19 protein-coding genes are annotated in these 18,239 nt (G+C 71.6%); 10 read left to right on the top strand and 9 right to left on the bottom strand.

Annotation, left to right across the window (positions count from 1 at the left end; translation table 11 throughout):
* Positions 1–109 precede the first annotated feature (109 nt).
* Positions 110–622 carry a MarR family winged helix-turn-helix transcriptional regulator gene (locus ACZ7M3_RS03930; RefSeq protein ID WP_472060477.1) on the bottom strand — a complete coding sequence of 171 codons (513 nt, stop codon included), beginning with the start codon at positions 620–622 and terminating at the stop codon, positions 110–112.
* A 126-nt stretch (positions 623–748) separates the two neighbouring features.
* Here ACZ7M3_RS03930 and ACZ7M3_RS03925 point away from each other — a divergent pair, with 126 nt between their 5' ends.
* The 4 genes from ACZ7M3_RS03925 to ACZ7M3_RS03910 all read left to right on the top strand — a co-directional run bounded on the left by ACZ7M3_RS03925 (position 749) and on the right by ACZ7M3_RS03910 (position 3,215).
* Positions 749–1,930: a PP2C family protein-serine/threonine phosphatase gene (locus ACZ7M3_RS03925; RefSeq protein ID WP_393019755.1), complete on the top strand. Its 1,182-nt coding sequence runs from the start codon at positions 749–751 to the stop codon at positions 1,928–1,930.
* Positions 1,931–2,056: 126 nt separating this feature from the next.
* On the top strand, positions 2,057–2,200 hold the full coding sequence (locus tag ACZ7M3_RS03920; RefSeq protein WP_351305597.1) for a hypothetical protein: 144 nt from the start codon (positions 2,057–2,059) through the stop codon (positions 2,198–2,200).
* The gene (locus ACZ7M3_RS03915; protein ID WP_452967995.1) at positions 2,200–2,796 is read left to right on the top strand and encodes a PRC-barrel domain-containing protein; all 597 of its coding nucleotides are present in this window, start codon (positions 2,200–2,202) and stop codon (positions 2,794–2,796) included. Before ACZ7M3_RS03920 ends, ACZ7M3_RS03915 begins: the two co-directional genes overlap by 1 nt.
* The gene (locus ACZ7M3_RS03910; RefSeq protein ID WP_472060475.1) at positions 2,793–3,215 is read left to right on the top strand and encodes a PRC-barrel domain-containing protein; all 423 of its coding nucleotides are present in this window, start codon (positions 2,793–2,795) and stop codon (positions 3,213–3,215) included. Before ACZ7M3_RS03915 ends, ACZ7M3_RS03910 begins: the two co-directional genes overlap by 4 nt.
* Positions 3,216–3,222: 7 nt before the next feature.
* On the opposite strand, the gene ACZ7M3_RS03905 is transcribed toward ACZ7M3_RS03910, so the two are convergent.
* A complete protein-coding gene (locus ACZ7M3_RS03905) occupies positions 3,223–4,566 on the bottom strand; it encodes a DUF6777 domain-containing protein (protein WP_472060473.1) in 1,344 nt (447 codons plus the stop codon).
* A 163-nt stretch (positions 4,567–4,729) separates the two neighbouring features.
* Here ACZ7M3_RS03905 and ACZ7M3_RS03900 point away from each other — a divergent pair, with 163 nt between their 5' ends.
* A complete protein-coding gene (locus ACZ7M3_RS03900) occupies positions 4,730–6,031 on the top strand; it encodes a streptophobe family protein (RefSeq protein WP_472060471.1) in 1,302 nt (433 codons plus the stop codon).
* A gap of 39 nt (positions 6,032–6,070) precedes the next feature.
* Here the strand turns inward: ACZ7M3_RS03900 and ACZ7M3_RS03895 are convergent, their stop codons facing one another.
* The 3 genes from ACZ7M3_RS03895 to ACZ7M3_RS03885 all read right to left on the bottom strand — a co-directional run bounded on the left by ACZ7M3_RS03895 (position 6,071) and on the right by ACZ7M3_RS03885 (position 9,628).
* The gene (locus ACZ7M3_RS03895) at positions 6,071–6,697 is read right to left on the bottom strand and encodes a hypothetical protein (protein ID WP_472060469.1); all 627 of its coding nucleotides are present in this window, start codon (positions 6,695–6,697) and stop codon (positions 6,071–6,073) included.
* A 5-nt stretch (positions 6,698–6,702) separates the two neighbouring features.
* The gene (locus ACZ7M3_RS03890; RefSeq protein ID WP_472060467.1) at positions 6,703–9,036 is read right to left on the bottom strand and encodes an FHA domain-containing protein; all 2,334 of its coding nucleotides are present in this window, start codon (positions 9,034–9,036) and stop codon (positions 6,703–6,705) included.
* 181 nt (positions 9,037–9,217) lie between these two features.
* Positions 9,218–9,628, bottom strand: coding sequence for a hypothetical protein (locus ACZ7M3_RS03885; RefSeq protein ID WP_261688162.1), 411 nt, complete (start codon positions 9,626–9,628; stop codon positions 9,218–9,220).
* 365 nt (positions 9,629–9,993) lie between these two features.
* On the opposite strand from ACZ7M3_RS03885, the gene ACZ7M3_RS03880 reads away from it, so the two are divergent.
* The gene (locus ACZ7M3_RS03880) at positions 9,994–10,374 is read left to right on the top strand and encodes a nuclear transport factor 2 family protein (RefSeq protein ID WP_388117758.1); all 381 of its coding nucleotides are present in this window, start codon (positions 9,994–9,996) and stop codon (positions 10,372–10,374) included.
* Positions 10,375–10,437: 63 nt separating this feature from the next.
* Here ACZ7M3_RS03880 and ACZ7M3_RS03875 read toward each other — a convergent pair whose 3' ends face one another.
* Entirely contained in the window at positions 10,438–11,367 is a 930-nt protein-coding gene (locus ACZ7M3_RS03875; protein ID WP_472060464.1) for an AraC family transcriptional regulator, read from the bottom strand.
* A gap of 100 nt (positions 11,368–11,467) precedes the next feature.
* Here ACZ7M3_RS03875 and ACZ7M3_RS03870 point away from each other — a divergent pair, with 100 nt between their 5' ends.
* Positions 11,468–12,463: an oxidoreductase gene (locus ACZ7M3_RS03870; protein ID WP_472060462.1), complete on the top strand. Its 996-nt coding sequence runs from the start codon at positions 11,468–11,470 to the stop codon at positions 12,461–12,463.
* A gap of 52 nt (positions 12,464–12,515) precedes the next feature.
* Here the strand turns inward: ACZ7M3_RS03870 and mgrA are convergent, their stop codons facing one another.
* Entirely contained in the window at positions 12,516–13,508 is a 993-nt protein-coding gene (gene mgrA / locus ACZ7M3_RS03865) for an L-glyceraldehyde 3-phosphate reductase (RefSeq protein ID WP_472060460.1), read from the bottom strand.
* Positions 13,509–13,634: 126 nt separating this feature from the next.
* Here mgrA and ACZ7M3_RS03860 point away from each other — a divergent pair, with 126 nt between their 5' ends.
* From ACZ7M3_RS03860 to ACZ7M3_RS03850, 3 genes are all read left to right on the top strand, one after another.
* Entirely contained in the window at positions 13,635–14,528 is an 894-nt protein-coding gene (locus tag ACZ7M3_RS03860; RefSeq protein ID WP_095856472.1) for a LysR family transcriptional regulator, read from the top strand.
* A 100-nt stretch (positions 14,529–14,628) separates the two neighbouring features.
* On the top strand, positions 14,629–16,131 hold the full coding sequence (locus tag ACZ7M3_RS03855) for a carotenoid oxygenase family protein (RefSeq protein ID WP_472060458.1): 1,503 nt from the start codon (positions 14,629–14,631) through the stop codon (positions 16,129–16,131).
* A 27-nt stretch (positions 16,132–16,158) separates the two neighbouring features.
* Complete coding sequence (locus ACZ7M3_RS03850; RefSeq protein ID WP_472060456.1) at positions 16,159–16,668, top strand: mycothiol transferase; 510 nt, start codon at positions 16,159–16,161, stop codon at positions 16,666–16,668.
* On the opposite strand, the gene ACZ7M3_RS03845 is transcribed toward ACZ7M3_RS03850, so the two are convergent.
* Both ACZ7M3_RS03845 and ACZ7M3_RS03840 read right to left on the bottom strand, forming a co-directional pair.
* On the bottom strand, positions 16,656–17,720 hold the full coding sequence (locus tag ACZ7M3_RS03845; protein ID WP_472060454.1) for an adenosine deaminase: 1,065 nt from the start codon (positions 17,718–17,720) through the stop codon (positions 16,656–16,658). The genes ACZ7M3_RS03850 and ACZ7M3_RS03845 overlap by 13 nt on opposite strands.
* 41 nt (positions 17,721–17,761) lie before the next feature.
* The gene (locus ACZ7M3_RS03840) at positions 17,762–18,157 is read right to left on the bottom strand and encodes a VOC family protein (protein WP_054233807.1); all 396 of its coding nucleotides are present in this window, start codon (positions 18,155–18,157) and stop codon (positions 17,762–17,764) included.
* Positions 18,158–18,239: the final 82 nt, after the last annotated feature.

Below are 18,239 nucleotides of genomic sequence, written 5' to 3'. Positions count from 1 at the left end.
GTCAGGCAACAATCTGGTGCCCCTGCGATCCCAAGTCCGGCGACCCGTGGGCCGGTTGTCGCAGTGATGGGTCGCAGTGATGGGTCGCAGCGAAGGGACACAGATGGAGCTAACCGGTACCGGTCGCATGCCCGGGCGCCCGGGCGGACCCGCCGGAGCGCTCTTCGAGCTGGTCCAGCGCGGTCGCCCGGAACGCTTCGAGGCCTTCGGTGAGCCGGGCGACGTCCGCCGAGGACATCTGCTCCAGGACGGCCCGCACCTCGCGCGCACGGTGCTCCCGCAGTTCGCTCAGTACCTGCTCGCCGAGCGGGCTGAGGCCGACCTCGACCTCGCGTCGGCTCGTCGAGCTCGGCACTCTGCGGATCAGGCCGACTGCCTCCATCCGGTCACACAGACGGCTGACCGAGGAGGGACGCGAGGCCAGGGCGTCACCGAGCGAGCGAAGATTCATGGACCCGCCCTGCTCGATCACGATCAGGGCCCGTAGCTGAGAGGGCGGCACCGGTCCGGACGGCGCGGACTCCTGCCCTCGCCCCCAGAGGAGTTCGAGGAGCTCCGAGACGGCGTCGAGCGTGTGCGCGGCTTCGTCTCGGGAGACGGGTGGACGGATCGAGCGAGGCACCGAGCCACCTTGTCATCAACTCAGGGCCATTACCAGCCGCGCCGGTCCACCGGAGCCCTCGAAACCGACCCCTGCGACCACGCAGACCCACTCGCACGACAACCGCACGAGAAAGTCATCACGACCGTGACCTCTGTGAACGACGTCGACAGAGCCCTGCGCGCGGCCCCGCCGCACGCGCTGCTCGACACCCTGCGTCCCCTCCTGACGGATGTCTGGGGGGCGATCGACGCCGACCTGCTGCTGGCGGACTACGGGATGACCGTGCTCCAGTCGGTCGAGGAGCCCGGCGACCCCGCGCGTGCCGTGTCCCTGCACAACACTCCGGAGAGCCGGGCCTTCGGCAGTCAGGAGCCGCACGAGGAACACCCCCGCAACACCGAACGGACGCGTCTGCATCTGCCGGTCACCGCCCGGGGCGAGCGCCTGGGCATCCTCACCGTCCTGCTGCCCCCGGGGCCCGTGGACCCCGCGGTGACCGACGAACTGGTGCAGGTCGCCGATCTGCTGGGTCACGCGATCGTCGTGGCCGAACGGGACACGGACGTCTACCGTCAGGCCCGGCGGGTCGGCCGGCTGACGCTGGCCGCCGAAATGCAGTGGGAGCTACTCCCGGGCCGGGCCTGTGCCCGCGAGGAGTTCGCCGTCGGCGCCCAGCTGGAGCCCGCGTACGCGGTGCGCGGGGACAACTTCGACTGGTCCTCGGACGCGCACCGGCTCACCCTGTCGATCATCAACGGGATGGGGGACGGCATCCACGCGTCCTTGCTGACCCACCTGGCCGTCGGCGCCCTGCGCAACGCCCGCCGCGCCGGGCTCCCGGTCGCCGACCAGGCCAGACTCGCCGACCAGGCCCTCTACGCCCAGCATCACGGCGACCAGCACGTGTCGGCGCTGCTGCTCTCCTTCGACCTCGCCACCGGCAGCGCGCTCGCGGTGGACGCGGGCTCGCCCCGGATGTGGCGCCGCCGGGGCACGGCCGTGGAGCGGATCGAGCTGGAGGCGCAGCTGCCGCTCGGCATGTTCGAGGAGTCCGACTACGTGGCGCAGGAGTTCGGCGTCCTGCCCGGTGACCGGCTCCTGGTGGTGAGCGACGGGGTGTACGACGCCCTGTCCCCGCTGGGCGAGGTCTTCGGGGAGCGGGCGCTGGCCCGTGCCGTGTCGGCCACCGCCCTGCTGCCCGCGGCCGACGTACCGCGCGCCGTCCTCGACGAGTTGGCCCGCTACCGCGTCACCGAGCCGCTCGACGACGCGCTGATCGTGTGTCTCGACTGGTCCGGCAGACCGGTCGGCACGCCGTCCGGCTGACGTCGTGCCCGGGTTCGGCCGCCGAAATGGCGACGGCCACCGCGCATTCCCCCGTCCGCTCGGGGCACCCGGACCGGGCGGAATCCGGTCGACGGCGGCCGGGGCCCGAAGGCCCGGAGGTGGACGGTGGACTGGTGGATGTGGCTGGTCGTCGTGGTCGCGGCCCTGGTGCTGCTGAGCGCGGCGGCGGTCTGGGTGCAGACGAGCAGACGGTCGGGGACCGTCATCGCCGTGCGGCGCGGGCCCCGGTTCGGGAAGCGGGAGGTGTGATGAGCGAGTTGATGTCCGCGCGCGACCTCGGTGGACGACCGGTGGTCACGCTCGGCGGTGAGGCGGTGGCGCGGGTCAAGGACACCGTCTTCGACGGGCCCGCGGGACGTGTCACCGGCTTCACGCTCAACGGCCGGGGGCTGCTCGCGGGCCCGCTGAAGCAGAGCCTGCCGTGGAGCGCGGTCCATTCGCTGGGCCGCGACGCCGTCATGATCCTCGGCCGGGGGGTCCTCGCCGAACCGGCCGCGGTGATCGCCCGGGACGAGGCGGCGCACGGCCGGGTGCTGGGCGCCAAGGTACTCACGGACGGTGGCACGGAGGTGGGGACCGTGCTTGACCTCGTCGTCGAGGCCGGTATCAGCGGCCGCGTGGTGGGGTTCCGGATCGCCGCCCGTCAGTCCCTGGAGTCCGGTTCGAAGCGCCGCCGCCGCAAGGTGTACGTCCCCCGGGGCGAGACGCTAGCCGTGTCGGGGCAGGCTCTTGTCATCCCCGCGGACGCGACCCGCTTCGTGGCGGACGACCTGACCGGTTTCGCCGCCCAGGTCGAGGCGTTCCGGCTCCGGGACACCGCCGACCGGACGGAACCCACACCGTGACGCTGTTCTCCGAGATCCGCGGCCTGCCGGTCGTCACGCTCGGCGAGGCGAACGAGCTCGGCGTCGTCAGGTCACTCACGATCGATGTCGTTTCGGGGCTGGTCGGCCAGGTCCGGCTGTCGCCGGCCCGGGGTCGCAAGGAGATCGCGATCGACTGGAGCGCCTTGCACGTGATCGGCCCGGACGCCGTCCTCGTCCGGTCGGGCACCGCCCTGGACACCGCCCCTCCCCCGGCCCCCGTGGAAATCCTGGGCGTCCGGGTCCTGACCGAGGACGGGGACGCGCGCGGCACCGTGCGGGACATCGCCTTCGACCCGGTCACCGGCCGCGTCGCGAAGATGTGCACGGCGCTGGGTGACATCCCGGGCGACCGACTGGTCGGGCTCGGGGACTACGCCCTGGTCGTACGGACCGGCTGAGGTCGCCTCAGTACCCCGGAGGCGTCGGGGCCGACTCCGATGCCGTCGTGGCTGGGTCGGAGGAGGGGTACTCCGGATCCGATGACGAGGAGGTGGGCGGAGACGACACCTCGGACGACGACGGGGACGACGAGGAGGATGAGGAGGAAGAAGAGGAGGGGGAGGAAGGGGAGGAAGGGGAGGCAGAGGACGACGACGGAGAGGGAGGGGAGGGAGACTTCGATGCCAGAGACTTCGACGCCGGAGACTTCGATGCCAGAGACTTCGACGCCGGAGACTTCGATGCCGGAGACTTCGGTGACGCCGACGACACGCTCGCCGCGGGGGACGGCTTCGCCGGAGGGTGCGTCTCCTCGTCCCGGCGGCCGTCGGAGTCGCCCCGGTGACGGGTGACCCATGCGTCGCGGTGGGAGTCGTAGATGACGAAGACGTCGATGGTGGTCGTGGCGGGCACGACGACCACCACGTTCTGCGACCGGTACGAGGGCCAGGTGTCACCTGTCCGCCTGGGCACGGTCTGCTGCGCGACCGCCGGTGTCAGCGGGTTCCCGCAGGCACAGCGCACGCGCGGCACCCCGCGGTCGTCGACGAGGACCGCCGTGCCCGTCTGGAGCACCGCCTGGTAGCTGGTGGCCGCGCCGCCCCGGTAGCCGTGATTGGTGACGCGGGTGTCCATCCGCAGCTGTACGGGGGTGAGCGAGCGCAGGTAGGCGGGGACCGCGGGGGGCTGGACGCCCTCCACGGAGGCGAACGCCTTGTTCTTCGCGGGCTCCGCCTGGAGTGCCTTGGCCTGCTTCTCCACATCGCAACTCGCGGTGTTGCGGGTGCCGCCGTAGAGCCCGGGCGCGGAACCCGACACACCGCGCGTCACGTTGGGGGACTCAGGTGCGTTCGCCGCCGGTGTCACCGGTGTCGTGGAGCTGTCCTTCGCCGTCGACTCCGTGAACGGGTCGGGACCCGGTTTGTTCGCGGCCTGCAGGAACAACTCACTCCCCGACGCCGTGCGGGACGTGCCGCCCGAGCGGGAGAGGACGACACCGAGCACCACCCCGGCCACGACGACCCCGGTGATCAGCGCCATCCGCGGCGCCGACTTCCACCAGGGCTGGACCGGGCCGCCGCCCAGCGGACCACTCGGCGGACCGGTCGGCGGACCACCCAGCGGACCACTCGGCGGACCGGTCGGCGGACCACCCAGCGGACCACTCGGCGGACCGGTCGGCGGTGCCGCGAGCGGGCGGGCGATCCCTTGGGTCGGAGCGTGGTCGGAGGCACCCGGCCGTGGGGAGCCCGACAGCGGTCCCGAAGGAGGTCCGGTGGGCCGGTCGGAGGACGGCGGGTCGACGCTCACTGGCTCTTCTTCCGCACGTAGGGATCTCGCGGCATTTCTCGCCTTGTATGCCGTTTCATTCCGCAGCGAGCCCATTGTGAGCTCCGGTCGGGTGTCCCCCGCAAGCTGACGCGGTCGGCCCTCCCGACGGGCGGTGGACCCTGGTGCTGCTTAGCGTGGCAGCGTGCGCCCGCAGACACCGTCCGACCAGGTCATCGCCACTCCAGGCGAGCGGACGGCCGCCCGTCACGGCTGGGTTCAGGCCCTGCTGGCGGTGGCGGCCGGGGTGATCGTCATGCTCGCGGTCGCGGCCCTCGGGCTGTGGGGGGCCGGTGCGACGAGCCTGCCCGAGCACGCCTACCCACGGGTCGTCGCGGCCTCCGTCGTGACCGCGGTCGGCGGCACCATCGAGCTCGCGGGTGACGCGGGCGTGATCGCCGACACCCGGGCGGGACTGACGGTGATCCCTCTGTCGGTCACGCTCGCGGGGGCCCTGATGATCGCCGCCGGGTTCCTGCGGCCACTGCGGCACCGGGCCGTCGCGGGTACCGCCGAGTTGGCCGGCTGGGCCGCCAGGATCGCGGTCCTGTGGCTGCCGGCCCTCCTCGGACTCGCGCTCTACTCCCGCCAGAACTTCAAGATCTCCCTCGGTACCGGAACGATCAGCGACATCGGCGACCTCATCGGGGTCTCGCCCGAGGTGGGCTTCAAGACAGCCGTGCCGGTGACGCTGCTCTACGGGGTGCTGTGGCTCGCGGGTGTCCTCGTCCTCGCCCTGCTGGTGTCGCGCGGAGCTCCGCTCCCGGCCCGGCTGCTGCGCTTCCAGGAGTCGGTGCGCCCGGCCGCGTACGCCATGGTCGTACTGCTCCTCGCCTGCGTCGCGGCGGGAGCGGTCGTCGCGCTGGTGGCGGCCGCGACACGCGGACACGTCCCCGAGACCTTCGCGGTGATCTTCCTCGGGCTGCCCAACCTCGCCTGGCTCGCCTTCACGATCGGGCTGGGCGCCACCTGGACGGGGCGGGTGGACGGGCCGTTCGGACTGCCCGTGCCGCACGTCCTCGACCAGGTGCTGCGCACCCCGGACGTCTCCACGGTCAACCTGCGCACCCTGGGTCACTACGACGGCAGGGTGTGGTGGCTGCCGGTCGTCGACGCGCTGCTGCTCCTGGGCGCCGCGTTCCTGATGGCCGCCCGCTCACCGGCCCGGATGCGGGCCTGGCAGCACGCCGTCCGCACGGCCCTCGCGCTGGCGCTCACGGTGCTCATGATCTGTCTGGTCGGCAGGATCTCGGCGCACTACGGCCTGTCGCTCATCGGCATCGGTGACGCCGCCGGCGGCCTCGCGGGCGAGCTCTTCCTCAAGCCGAAACTCTGGAGCGCGCTCGGCCTCGCCGTCGTGTGGGGCCTGGTGACCGGGTTCCTCGGCGCCCTGCTGGCGAGGGGCGTCCACCGAAAGGGCGAGGTCGCGCAGGACACGGTCGGCTAGCAGGGACACTGGCGGCCAGGGCGGTTGCCTCTCGCGCCGTCAGCGTTCACCCGGCTCGTCCGTCACCCCCGGGACCAGACGGGTCGGTTCATGGTCGTCGGGCGCCCGTACGACACCCGTGCGCGCCCGGCCCGGAACACTCCCGTTCCGCTCCCCGGTCGTCGCCGGTTCGTCCGCGACCGCGTACGTGCTCAGCCGCGTCCCGTCGGTGTACACCCAGCGCTCCAGCTCGGCGTCGTACAGCCAGAGGGACTCGCCGTCGACGACCACCCCGATCCGCTGCCCGCGCGTGATGCCGCGGAAGGACGCCCCGTCCAGCCGCCCGGCCGCGAGGTCCTCCGCCGCGCTCCGATAAAGGGTGAGGGCCTGCTCGACGCGGGCGAGGAGCGGGCGCGGGTCGGCCGTTCGGGTGAGGGGGTCGCCCTCCGCGGGCGGCGGCTGCGGTACGGCGACCAGCAGGCGGCCGTCGACCCAGGCCGACCAGCCGTTGGCGCAGACGACCCGGCCCCAGTCACCGAGTCGCTCGACGAGCTGCACCGGGAGCAGCGCGTCGAGCGGCACGGTGGGCCGGGAGGGGTCCGGCGCCTCCCAGGCGGGCAGGCCGTCCGGCGGAACGACGTGCGTCGGGCGGAAGTCGTCGGTCGTGGCCGGGTCGGGGGTCGTCATCGCACCTACTTCCGCATGACCTCGGGTTCGTGCCGCCGCAGCAGTCGGGCCACCAGGCACCCGAACACGATCGACAGCACGACCAGCATGCTCATGTTGACCAGCCACACGCTGGGCTCGTGCCGGAACAGCGGGTCGGAGGTGAGCGCCCCCGGCACGATCCGGCCCAGGTCGATGGTCCCCGACATCGCGCCCAGGGCCCAGCGGGCGGGGACGAGCCAGGCCAGTTGTTCCACGCCGGGCACCCCGTGCAGCTTGAGCAGCGCGCCGCTGAAAACCACCTGGACGACGGCGATCAGCACCAGCAGGGGCATGGTGACCTCCTCCTTGGTCACCACGGCGGAGACCAGGAGGCCGAGCATCATCGCGCTGAAGGCCAGCAGGGCCACGGCCAGCGTGATCTCGAGAAGCGGCGGCATGAGGACACCTTCGCCGCGGGGCGCGTCGAGGTCGACGCCGAACAGCGCGACGAGGGTCAGGACGACGGCCTGGAGAACGGTGATGGTGCCGAGGACCACGACCTTCGACATCAGGTACGCCGACCGGGACAAGCCGACCGCGCGCTCCCGCTGGTAGATGCCCCGTTCCTTCACCATTTCGCGTACGGCGTTGGCCGCACCCGCCAGGACTCCGCCTATGCACAGGGTGAGCAGCGCGTTCGTCGACGTCTCCAGCGTCAGTTTGCTGCCCGCGACGGCTCGGGTCATCACGCCCATGACGCACGGCAGCGCGATCATGACGGCGAGGAAGGTCCGGTCGGCGCTGAGCACGGCCGCGTACCGGCGCACCAGGGTGCCGAGTTGCGCGCCCCAGCTCTGGGCCTTGGGCGGCGGTCCGACGGGGGCGGCCGGGCCGGCCCGGAGCAGATGAGGCTGTGGGCTGGAGCTGTCGATGTACCGGCCGTGGAGCGGCGAGCTCCGGTACTGCCCCGCCCAGTCCCGGTCCTGGTCCCGCTCGAAGGCCTCGAAGGCCTCGGGCCACTGCTCGTAGCCGAAGTAGGCGAGCGCGTCTTCGGGCGGTCCGAAGTAGGCGACCTTGCCGCCGGGGGCGAGCACCAGGAGCCGGTCGCAGACGTCGAGGCTGAGCACGCTGTGGGTGACCACGATGATCGTACGGCCGTCGTCCGCGAGGCCGCGCAGCATGTGCATCACCGAGCGGTCCATGCCGGGGTCGAGACCGGAGGTGGGTTCGTCCAGGAACAGCAGCGACGGCTTGGTCAGCAACTCCAGGGCCACACTGACCCGCTTGCGCTGACCGCCGGACAGGCTGTGGATGGGCAGGCCGGAGCGCTGCTCCAGGCCCAGTTCCTGGATGACCTCGTCTACCCTCGCCTGGCGCTCCGCCTTCGCGGTGTCCTGCGGGAAGCGCAGCTCGGCGGCGTACGCGAGGGCGCGCCGCACCGTCAACTGGGCGTGCAGGATGTCGTCCTGCGGCACGAGGCCGATGCGCTGGCGCAGCTCGGCGTAGTCGCGGTAGAGGTCGCGGCCGTCGTACAGGACCGCTCCGCGGTCGGCGGGGCGCTGCCCGGTGAGGGCGTTGAGGAGCGTGGATTTCCCGGCGCCGCTGGGGCCCACGACGGCCAGCAGGCACTTCTCGCCGACGGGAAAGGACACCTGGTCGAGGAGGATCTTGCGGCCACGGTCGACGGCGACGGTCAGTTCCTGGACATCGAGGGAGATCTCGCCGGTGTCGACGTACTCCTGCAACTCGTCTCCGACGAGGCGGAACGCGGAGTGGCCGATGCCGACGATGTCACCGGGGGTGACCGAGGCGCGGGTGATGGGCTGCCCGTTGAGGAACGTGCCGTTGTGGCTGCCGAGGTCGAGGATCTCGTACGTCCTGTCCGGGTGGGCCAGCAGTTCGGCGTGCCGCCGGGAGACGACCAGGTCGTCGATGACCAGGTCGTTGTCGGTGCCGCGGCCGATGCGGACGGTGCGGGTGGGCAGCGGTCGTACGGTGGTGGGCCGTGGGAAGGTGCCGCTGGCCGAGGGCCGGAATTCGCCCGACGGCCGCTGCGGGGGCTTGCCGGCGAAGACCGCCCGGGGGCCGTCGGAGGGGCTGCCGAAGTGGATGACGCTGCCGGGTCCGACACCCCATTCGCGGACCCGCCTGCCGTCGGCGTACGTGCCGTTCGTGCTGTTCTCGTCCTGGATCGTCCAGTGGTCCGCCTCGGGCCGCAGGACCGCGTGGTGCCACGAGACCCGGACGTCGTCGATGACGATCTCGCTCGACGGGTCACGCCCGACGTGATAGTCGCGGCTCGGACTCAGCACCGTGGAGCCCGTCTCGGTTTCGAGGACGAGTTCGGGCGCCGTCGGCGCGACCGACCGCTCTCCCATGCCCAGAATTCTAGCTATTCGTTCATATACGCGCCTGATCGGCGGCTCATGGCCGGTGCTGTGCGCGCCCATCGAGGCGGGTCAGGGCGCGCAGAAGGTGGTCGTCGCACACGATCGTCTCCGACGTCTCCGACCTGGCGCTGCTGGTCGGCGGGACCCTCCGGGAACCGCCCGGCGGCGGTCAGGCCGCGGAGCTGCCGAGGGCGGCGGCGGTCCGCTGCATGCGCAGCGCGTCGACGGATTCGGCGAGCAGTTCGTACTCGGTGGTGTCGTCGCTGGTGGCGATGCGGACGAGCTTTCCCGCGGCCAGCTCCTCGGCGACCAGCTCCTGCTGGAGGGTGTCACCGCACCAGGCGCGCAGGACGCTCGGCACGTCCGGGACGGTGTCCGCCACCGGCGCGATCGAGTTCGGCGGGAAGGTCGGATCGTCGGGTTGCGGGTCGAGCCGCGACGCCATCCAGGAGGCACGGTCCCGCATCCACCACAGGGCCAGCGCCAGAGTAGGTGCGCGATAGGTCCCCAACGGGACGCCGATGCGTCTACCTCCGCATATTCCGTATGCGGTCACATGGCACAGGAATTCGTCGTGCACGATCGCTCCCCCATTGCAACGCTCTCCGCCGGCCCGGCCTCGCTTCCCCTGCGGCTCGTTCGTGGTGCACGGTGGTGCTGCGCGCGTCGTGCATGGTCGTGCAGCGCGCGGGCGTGGCTGAATCGCCCTGTCACTCGAGTATCGCCACTCCTGACGCTCTGTCACCATGCCATTCCAGCCAGTCTCCTGGCATATTCACCGCCGGGTTTGGCCGAAATGCGACTCGCTGTCCTTACCCGGGAGGTAATCGACGCCCTCGGGCGGCGGCGGGCATGGTTGCGGTGTCGGATCCCGGCGGGGAACCACCGCCCGGAATCCACTCACTGACCAGCAACTACCCTGCTTTCCACGGAGGTTGATCCACCATGTCCGCAGCCGACAACCGTTACGAGAACGCCGTCGCCCGCTACTTCGAGGCCTGGAACGCCACTGACCGGGATGCGCTCGCCAAGGCGGTCGCCGCCGCCTGGAGCACGGACGGTAGCTACACCGACCCGCTGGCCGAGGTCCGCGGGCACGACGGGATCGCGGCGGTGATCGCGGCGGCTCACGAGCAGTTCCCGGGGTTCTCCTTCCGGCCCGCCGGCCCGGTCGACGGGCACCACGACATCGCCCGCTTCGACTGGGAACTGGTCAACGAGGCCGACGGCACGGCGCCCGTCGCGGGATTCGACGTGATCACCCTGGACGGCGAGGACCGGATCCGCAGCGTGCACGGATTCCTGGACCGCGTGCCGACCCAGTGACGCTCCGGAGCCTCCAGTCCGTCAGCGCGGAGTTCGACTGACGGCCTCCTTTGGAGGAGCGCCTCAGCCCGTGAGGGCCGCCCGTGCGACGTCACGGTAGCGCCGCGGCGCGACACCCGTGGTCCGCTTGAAGGCGTTGCTGAACGCGCTCTCGGACGTGTAGCCGACCCGCTGGGCCAGGGCCGACACCGACGTCTCGCCGTCCCGCAGGGCCCGGCGGGCCAGACTCATCCGCCAGTCCAGCAGATACGTCAGGGGCGGCACCCCGGCCACGGCCCGGAAGCGCTCGGCGAAGGTGGTCCGGGACATGGCCGCCGCCCTGGCGAGCTCCTCCAGCTGCCAGGGGCGGCCCGGGTCGGCGTGCATGAGCCGCAGCGCCGGGGCGATGCGCTCGTCGGCGAGGGCGCGCAGACGTCCGGCCGGGAGGGCGTCGGTGTCCGCGAGATAGGCGCGCAGGACCTGGACGAACATGAGCTGGGCGAGCTGGTCGGCCGCGAAGTCGGCCCCGGCCCGCTCGGCGGTCAGTTCGCGCAGCAGCTGGTCGAGCAGCCAGCGCATGACCGGCGCCTCCTCGGCCCCGGACCGGACGCACAACAGCGGCGGCAGGGCGTGCAGGAGCAACTCCTCGCCCGCCCGGCCCAGTTCGATGTGCCCGCCGACGAAGACGGCGTCCTCTCCGCCGCCGTAACGAATCATGGACCCGGAGGTGTCCGCGAAGAGTGTCGCGGCGTCCGCCGGCTGCACGGACGGATCGCTCGCGACCACGAACGCCCGGCTGCCGTCGAACACGGCCACATCGCCCGGCCCCAGCCGGGCGAACTCAGGCAGTCCCTCCAGGGACACCGACATGCCGCCCTGCACCACCGCGGTGATCTTGAGCATCCCGGGCGGCGGGAAGCGCAGCGCCCAGTCACCACCGGCCGCGAAGCCGCCGGAGATGACGCACCGGGCGTCCATGAGGGCGAGGGTGTCGGAGAGAGGATCCGCAGACATATCCGTACTATCGCGCAAGTAATGCGGACTATCAAGCATTCATCGTACGGATGCCCGGTTCTACGGTGGTCGGGAAGGCACACACGAGGAGAGCGGAAACATGACCACTGAGCAACAGCAGCAGCCCCTCCACTCCGGATTCGACGCCGCGTCCAGCGCCGAGGACGTCATCAAGGGCATCGACCTGACCGGCAAGGTCGCCGTCGTCACCGGCGGCTACTCCGGCATCGGCCTGGAGACCGTGCGCGTCCTGCGGGCCGCGGGCGCCGAGGTCGTCGTACCGGCGCGGGACACCGAAAGGGCGCGGGCCGCGCTCAAGGGGATCGACGGCGTCGAGACCGCGAGCATGGATCTGCTGGATCCGTCCTCGATCGACGCGTTCGCCGAGCGTTTCCTCGACTCCGGCCGGCCGCTGCACATCCTCGTGAACAGCGCGGGCGTCATGGCGACGCCGCTGACGCGCGACGCCCGGGGGTACGAAGTGCAGTTCGCCACGAACCACCTCGGCCACTTCCAGCTGGTCGCCCGTCTGTGGCCGGCGCTGCGCCGGGCGCACGGGGCCCGGGTCGTCTCGGTGTCCTCGTGGGGCCACCGGTTCTCGCCCGTTCTGTTCGACGACCCGCACTTCGAGCACCACGCGTACGACCGCTGGGTCGCCTACGGGCAGTCGAAGACGGCGAACATCCTCTTCGCGCTCGGTGTCGACGAGCGGGGCAGGGCGGACGGGGTCCGGGCCTTCGCCCTGCACCCGGGAAGCATCGTCGACACCGGTCTGAAGAAGTACCTGGCCGAGGAGGACCTCAGGGCCGTCGGCGTCCTCGACGCGGACGGCCGGCCGATCCTCGACCCGGAGCGCCAGCTGAAGACCGTCGAGCAGGGGGCGGCCACCAGCGTGTGGTGCGCGACCAGCCCCCTGCTCGAGGGCAGGGGCGGCGTCTACTGCGAGAACAGTGACATCGCCCCTCCGATGTCCGCGGAGGAGGGCCGTGAGTGGTCCCTCGGGAACAGGTCGGCGAAGGCCGGCGTGGTGCCCTACGCCGTGGACCCGACGGCGGTCGACCGCCTCTGGGAGCTCAGCGAGCGGCTCACCGCCTGACGACCGGGCCCTCCTGCCCGGTCGGCTGCTCCTACGGCCTGATCGGCGAGGCTCAGGCCTTGGTGATCGCGTCGATCCGTGCCAGCTCCTCCGCGGTGAAGTCCAGGGCGCGGGTGGCCGCGACGCTGTCCTCCAGCTGCTGGGGGCTGCTCGCGCCGATGAGCGCGGAGGTCACCCGGCCGCCGCGCAGCACCCAGGCGAGCGCCAGCTGCGCCAGGGACTGGCCGCGGGACTTGGCGATCTCGTCGAGGGCGCGCAGCTGCCGTACCAGGTCCTCGGTGACCGTGTCGGCGCTCAGGAAGGGGCTGTCGCTCGCGGCGCGCGAGCCCTCCGGGATGCCGTCGAGGTAGCGGCTGGTGAGCAGTCCCTGCTCCAGCGGGGAGTAGGCGATGGAGCCGACCCGCAGCTCGTCCAGCGTGTCCAGGAGCCCCTCGTCCTCGGGGCGGCGGTCGAGCATCGAGTAGCGCGGCTGGTGGATCAGCAGCGGGGTGCCGAGCTCGGCGAGGATGCGGGCGGCTTCCCGGGTCTGCTCCGCGGAGTAGTTGGAGATGCCGACGTAGAGCGCCTTGCCCTGCTGGACCGCCGAGTGCAGGGCGCCCATCGTCTCCTCCAGGGGAGTCTCCGGGTCGGGGCGGTGCGAGTAGAAGATGTCGACGTAGTCCAGGCCCATCCGGGCCAGGCTCTGGTCGAGCGAGGACAGCAGGTACTTGCGGGAGCCCCATTCACCGTAGGGGCCCGGCCACATCAGGTATCCCGCCTTGGTGGAGATGACCAGCTCGTCGCGGTGGTGCGCGAAGTCCGCCTTCAGGGCGTCGCCGAGGGCCGACTCGGCGGCGCCGGGCGGCGGACCGTAGTTGTTGGCCAGGTCGAAGTGGGTGACACCGAGGTCGAAGGCGCGGCGCAGGATCGCGCGCTGGGTCTCCACCGGCCGGTCGGGGCCGAAGTTGTGCCACAGGCCGAGCGACAGCGCGGGCAACTGCAGTCCGCTGCGTCCGGTGCGCCGGTAGGGCATGTCCGCGTAACGGTCGGGGTGTGCGGTGTACAACGCTTGCTCCTGAAAGGCCGGGAAAACAGGTCTCCACTCTCGCGCGGGCACGTGCAGAGGTCCAACGGGAGAATCGGATGGGACTGAGCGACGGCGCTTCTCAATCGGCGACTACTGTGGTGCCCCATGGAACTGCGCCACCTTCAGCACTTCGTCGCGGTCGCCGAGGACCAGCACTTCACCCGGGCGGCGGAACGGCTCATGGTGTCGCAGTCGGGACTGTCGTCCTCCATCCGCGCCCTGGAGCGGGAGCTTCAGGCCCCGCTGTTCGTGCGCACCACCCGTCGGGTCACGCTCACGGAGGCCGGTCGCGCCCTGCTCGGCGAGGCGGAGCGGATCCTCGCCCAGGTGCGCTCGGCGCAGGACGCCGTGGCCGCCGTGCAGGGCGTGCTGCGCGGCACGCTCTCCCTGGGCACCGAGCAGTGCATCGCTGGCGTGGACGTGGCCAAGCTTCTCGCGGCGTTCCGGCGGCGCCATCCCGACGTCGAGATCCGACTGCGTCAGGCGGGCTCCGAGGCGCTGGCCGAGGAGGTCGCCGCAGGCCGTCTCGACCTGGCCTTCGCCGTCAGGACGCGGGCGGACGGCGACCAGCTGCGGTCGGTGCCGCTGACCAGCGAGCCGATGACCATGCTCTGCCATCCCACGCACCATCTCGCGACCGCCGCCGTGGTCACGCCCCAGGAGCTGGGCGGCGAGGCCTTCGTCGACTTCCACCCCGACTGGGGGCCGCGCCGCACCACGGACGCGGCCTTCGCGGCGGCGGACGTACGGCGGACGGTGGCGCTGGAGGTCAGCGACGTGCACAGCCTGCTGGAGCTGGTCCACGAGGGCCTCGGCATCGCCGTCGTGCCCCGCCACTTCGGCCACAAGCGCGAGGCCGGCGATCTCACCGCCCTCCCTTTCAAGGGCGCCTGTGAAGCCTCGTACGAGACGGTCGCCATGCTGCCGCCGCCGGACGCCACCAGTCCGGCGGCGCGGGCGCTGATGGTGCTTCTCGACACCCCGCAAGAGGGGGCCTGACACCACCCCAGGAGGGGCTCCAGCACTCCTGACCGAGCCCGCTGCCTGGCCGCAGACTCATGGACGTCCACGAAGGCGACTGCGAGGCTGGAGTGCGGAGATGGCGGATCACACACGACGGACGGTCCTGCGCGGGACGGCGGTCGCGGCGGCGGGCGGCCTCGTCGGCGCGATGGGGGGCCGGGCGGCAGCGGCGGCGGCACCGATGCCGGGCACGGCGGCACAGGGCGGGCACCGGTTCCCTTTCCTGGAGGGGGCGTTCAAGCCCGTCACCGAGGAGCTGACGGCGTTCGACCTCCCGGTCACCGGACGCGTCCCGCGCGAGCTGAACGGCCGCTTCCTGCGCAACGGCCCCAACGTCCTGGGCCTGGAGGACCCGCGCGCCCACCACTGGATGCTCGGTGAGGGCATGGTGCACGGCGTGCGGCTGCGGGACGGTCGCGCGGAGTGGTACCGCAACCGCTGGGTCCGCTCGGCCTCCGTGGCGAAGAAGCTCGGCGAGCCGTACCCCGGGCCCGTCCCGCCGGACGACTTCCCGTGCAACACCCATGTGATCGGGTACAGGGGACGGATCCTGGCCCTCCAGGAGAGCGGGCCGCTGCCGTACGAACTCGACCACGAGCTCGACACGGTGGGCACGTACGACTTCCGCGGCACCCTCGAAGGGGCCTTCACCGCCCACACCAAGTTCGACGCGGCAGCCGGAGAACTGCACGCGATCGCCTACTACCCCACCTGGGACCACGTCCGGCACCAGGTGATCGACCACACGGGCCGGGTCGCGAGGACCACGCGGATCCCGGTGGCGGACGCACCGATGATGCACGACTTCGCGCTCACCGAGAAGTACGTCGTGATCTTCGATCTGCCCATCACCTTCGACCCCGCGGGAGCCGAGCGGGGCGACCCCGTGCCGTACGTCTGGAACGAGAAGCACCCGACACGGGTCGGTCTGCTGCCACGCGCGGGGGGCGAGGTCCGCTGGTTCGAGGTGGATCCGGTCTTCTACTCGCACACCCTGAACGCGTACGACGAGGGCTCGTCCGTGGTCGTCGACATGACGACCTACCCGGCGCCCTTCTACGTCGCGGGCCGCGGCTGCGACGGACCGTACGGCGCCGGCACCGCCTCGCTCGAACGCTGGACGATTGACGTGGCGCACGGCCGGGTACGCACCAGGACGCTCGACGACCGCCCGCAGGAGTTTCCGCGCGTCCACGAGGCGTTGGTGTCCAGGCGGCACCGTTACGCCTACACGGCCGCCGCCGCGGACATGACCCTGGCGTATCTGACGCTCGACGGGAACCCGCCCGACCGGGCCTTCGCCAACGCGCTGATCAAGCACGACCTGCTGCGCGGGACCACGCAGGTCCACCGGCTGCCGCGGGACGCCGCCGCAGGGGAAGCCGTCTTCGTCCCCTCCGAGGGCGCGCGGGCCGAGGACGACGGCTACGCGATCGCCTACGTGCACAATCCCGATCGCGGGGCCGCCGACCTGGTGATCCTGGCGGCCCAGGACTTCACGGGCGAGCCGGTCGCCCGGATCCATCTCCCGGGGCGGGTGCCGCTCGGCTTCCACGGGAGTTGGATTCCGGACGCGTGAGGGACCTCGATGGGCGATGGTGGACGCATGCACGCAAAGGACATCCTCATCGACGCGTACAGCCGCATCCAGGAAGAGGTCCATGCCGCCGTCGGGGGCCTGCCACCGGACGTTCTCAACGCCCGCCCCTCGGACGACGCCAACTCCGTCTCATGGCTGGTCTGGCACCTCACCCGCGTCCAGGACGACCATGTCGCGGACGCCGCCGGGCTCGAGCAGGTCTGGCTCGCGCAGGACTGGGAGAAGCGCTTCGGGCTCGATCTGCCGCGCCGGGACACGGGGTACGGGCACAGCTCCGAGAAGGTGGCCAAGGTACGGGTCGACTCCGGTGACCTGCTGACCGGGTACTACGACGCCGTGCACGAACAGACGCTGGAGTTCCTGCGCGGGCTGACCGCCAAGGACTTCGAGCGGATCGTGGACGAGCGCTGGGATCCCGCGGTCACGCTGGGCGTCCGGCTGGTCAGCGTCCTGTCCGACGATCTGCAGCACGTCGGACAGGCCGCCTATGTACGGGGGCTGGTTCAGAGGGCGTAGCCGGGCAGCACGACGTCCTCGATGAGGGCCTTGCGCTCGTCGAACGGGATGAACGCGCTCTTCACGGCGTTCACCGTGACCGTGCGCAGGTCCTCCACCGTCCAGCCCGCCTCCTCCACCAGCAGCGCCATCTCGCGCGTCATCGTCGTACCCGACACCAGACGGTTGTCGGTGTTGAGGGTGACCCGGAAGCCGAGGTCGCGCAGGGCCGTGATGGGGTGCTCGGCGATGGAGGTCGCGGCACCCGTCTGGAGGTTGGAGGTCGGGCACATCTCCAGGGCGATACGGCGGTCGCGCACCCAGCCCGCGAGGCGGCCGAGCTTGCCGTCGACGATGTCCTCGGTGATGCGGACGCCATGGCCGACGCGCTGGGCACCGCAGACCTGGAGGGCCTGGTGGATGCTGGGCAGGCCGTGGGCCTCACCGGCGTGGATGGTGAACGGGACGCTCTCGCCGCGCAGGTGCTCGAAGGCGGCGAGGTGGTCGGCGGGCGGGAAGCCGTCCTCGGCACCCGCGATGTCGAAGCCGACGACCCCGGCGTCCCGGAACGCCACCGCGAGGTCGGCGATCTCCCGGGTGCGGTCGAACATGCGCATCCCGCACAGCAGGGTGCCGACCCGGACCGGGGTGCCCGCGGCCGCCGCCTTGGCCATACCGGCCGCCAGACCTTCCTGCACGGTCTCGACGACCTCGGGCAGCGTCAGCCCGCCGTTCACCATCAGCTCGGGCGCGTACCGGACCTCGCCGTAGACGACGCCGTCCTCGGCCAGGTCGAGCACGTACTCCTCGGCCGTGCGCAGCAGGCCCTCGCGGGTCTGCATCACGGCGAGGGTGTGCTCGAAGGTGGCTATGTAGCGCACCAGGTCACCGGAGTTGGCGGCCTCGTAGTACCAGGCGGCCAGCGCGTCCGGGTCGGTGGTGGGCAGCGTGTGGCCGACCGTCTCGGCGAGCTCCACCAGCGTGGCGGGGCGCAGCCCGCCGTCGAGGTGGTCGTGCAGCACGGCCTTGGGGAGGCGGCGGATGGTGTCGATGTCGATGCGGGGCGCGGTCATGCGTGTCGTTCCTCGGCAGGTTCTGAACAGATGGGTGGATGTCAGGCGGTGGCGGGCTGGAGCAGGTCCCAGCGGTTTCCGTACAGGTCCTGGAAGACGACGACCGAGCCGTACGGTTCGTGGCGCGGCTCTTCCAGGAAGGTGACGCCCGCCTCGCGCATGCGGGCGTGGTCGCGGGCGAAGTCGTCGGTGTGCAGGAAGAAGCCCACGCGCCCGCCGGTCTGGTCGCCGACCCGGCCGCGCTGTGCCTCGTCCTTGGCCCGGGCCAGCAGCAGTCCGCTGCCGCCGCCCTCCGTGCCCGGCTCGACGACGACCCAGCGGGAGCCGTCGGGCCGCGGCTGGTCCTCGACGAGCCGGAACCCGAGGGCTTCGGTGTAGAAGCGGATCGCCTCGTCGTAGTCGTCGACGACGAGGGTGACCAGCGCGATGCGTCGCATCGGGACCCCTTAGGTAGTTATACGTAACACGCTAGGGTACGGCATCCCACCGCATGCCCCCCCCACCCTGCCCACGCCGAGT

The organism is Streptomyces sp. NPDC111656 (assembly GCF_055656965.1).
The sequence above is the reverse complement of the archived record's forward strand: the minus strand, read 5'-3'. Positions and strand labels throughout refer to the sequence as shown.

Bases quoted from the DNA above. Each gene is read 5' to 3' on its own strand.
- ACZ7M3_RS03915 (WP_452967995.1), top strand. From the start codon at position 2,200: ATGAGCGAGTTGATGTCCGCGCGCGACCTCGGTGGACGACCGGTGGTC.
- ACZ7M3_RS03895 (WP_472060469.1), bottom strand. From the start codon at position 6,697: ATGACGACCCCCGACCCGGCCACGACCGACGACTTCCGCCCGACGCAC.
- ACZ7M3_RS03890 (WP_472060467.1), bottom strand. From the start codon at position 9,036: ATGGGAGAGCGGTCGGTCGCGCCGACGGCGCCCGAACTCGTCCTCGAA.
- ACZ7M3_RS03880 (WP_388117758.1), top strand. From the start codon at position 9,994: ATGTCCGCAGCCGACAACCGTTACGAGAACGCCGTCGCCCGCTACTTC.
- ACZ7M3_RS03875 (WP_472060464.1), bottom strand. From the start codon at position 11,367: ATGTCTGCGGATCCTCTCTCCGACACCCTCGCCCTCATGGACGCCCGG.
- ACZ7M3_RS03870 (WP_472060462.1), top strand. From the start codon at position 11,468: ATGACCACTGAGCAACAGCAGCAGCCCCTCCACTCCGGATTCGACGCC.
- ACZ7M3_RS03860 (WP_095856472.1), top strand. From the start codon at position 13,635: ATGGAACTGCGCCACCTTCAGCACTTCGTCGCGGTCGCCGAGGACCAG.
- ACZ7M3_RS03855 (WP_472060458.1), top strand. From the start codon at position 14,629: ATGGCGGATCACACACGACGGACGGTCCTGCGCGGGACGGCGGTCGCG.
- ACZ7M3_RS03850 (WP_472060456.1), top strand. From the start codon at position 16,159: ATGCACGCAAAGGACATCCTCATCGACGCGTACAGCCGCATCCAGGAA.
- ACZ7M3_RS03845 (WP_472060454.1), bottom strand. From the start codon at position 17,720: ATGACCGCGCCCCGCATCGACATCGACACCATCCGCCGCCTCCCCAAG.
- ACZ7M3_RS03840 (WP_054233807.1), bottom strand. From the start codon at position 18,157: ATGCGACGCATCGCGCTGGTCACCCTCGTCGTCGACGACTACGACGAG.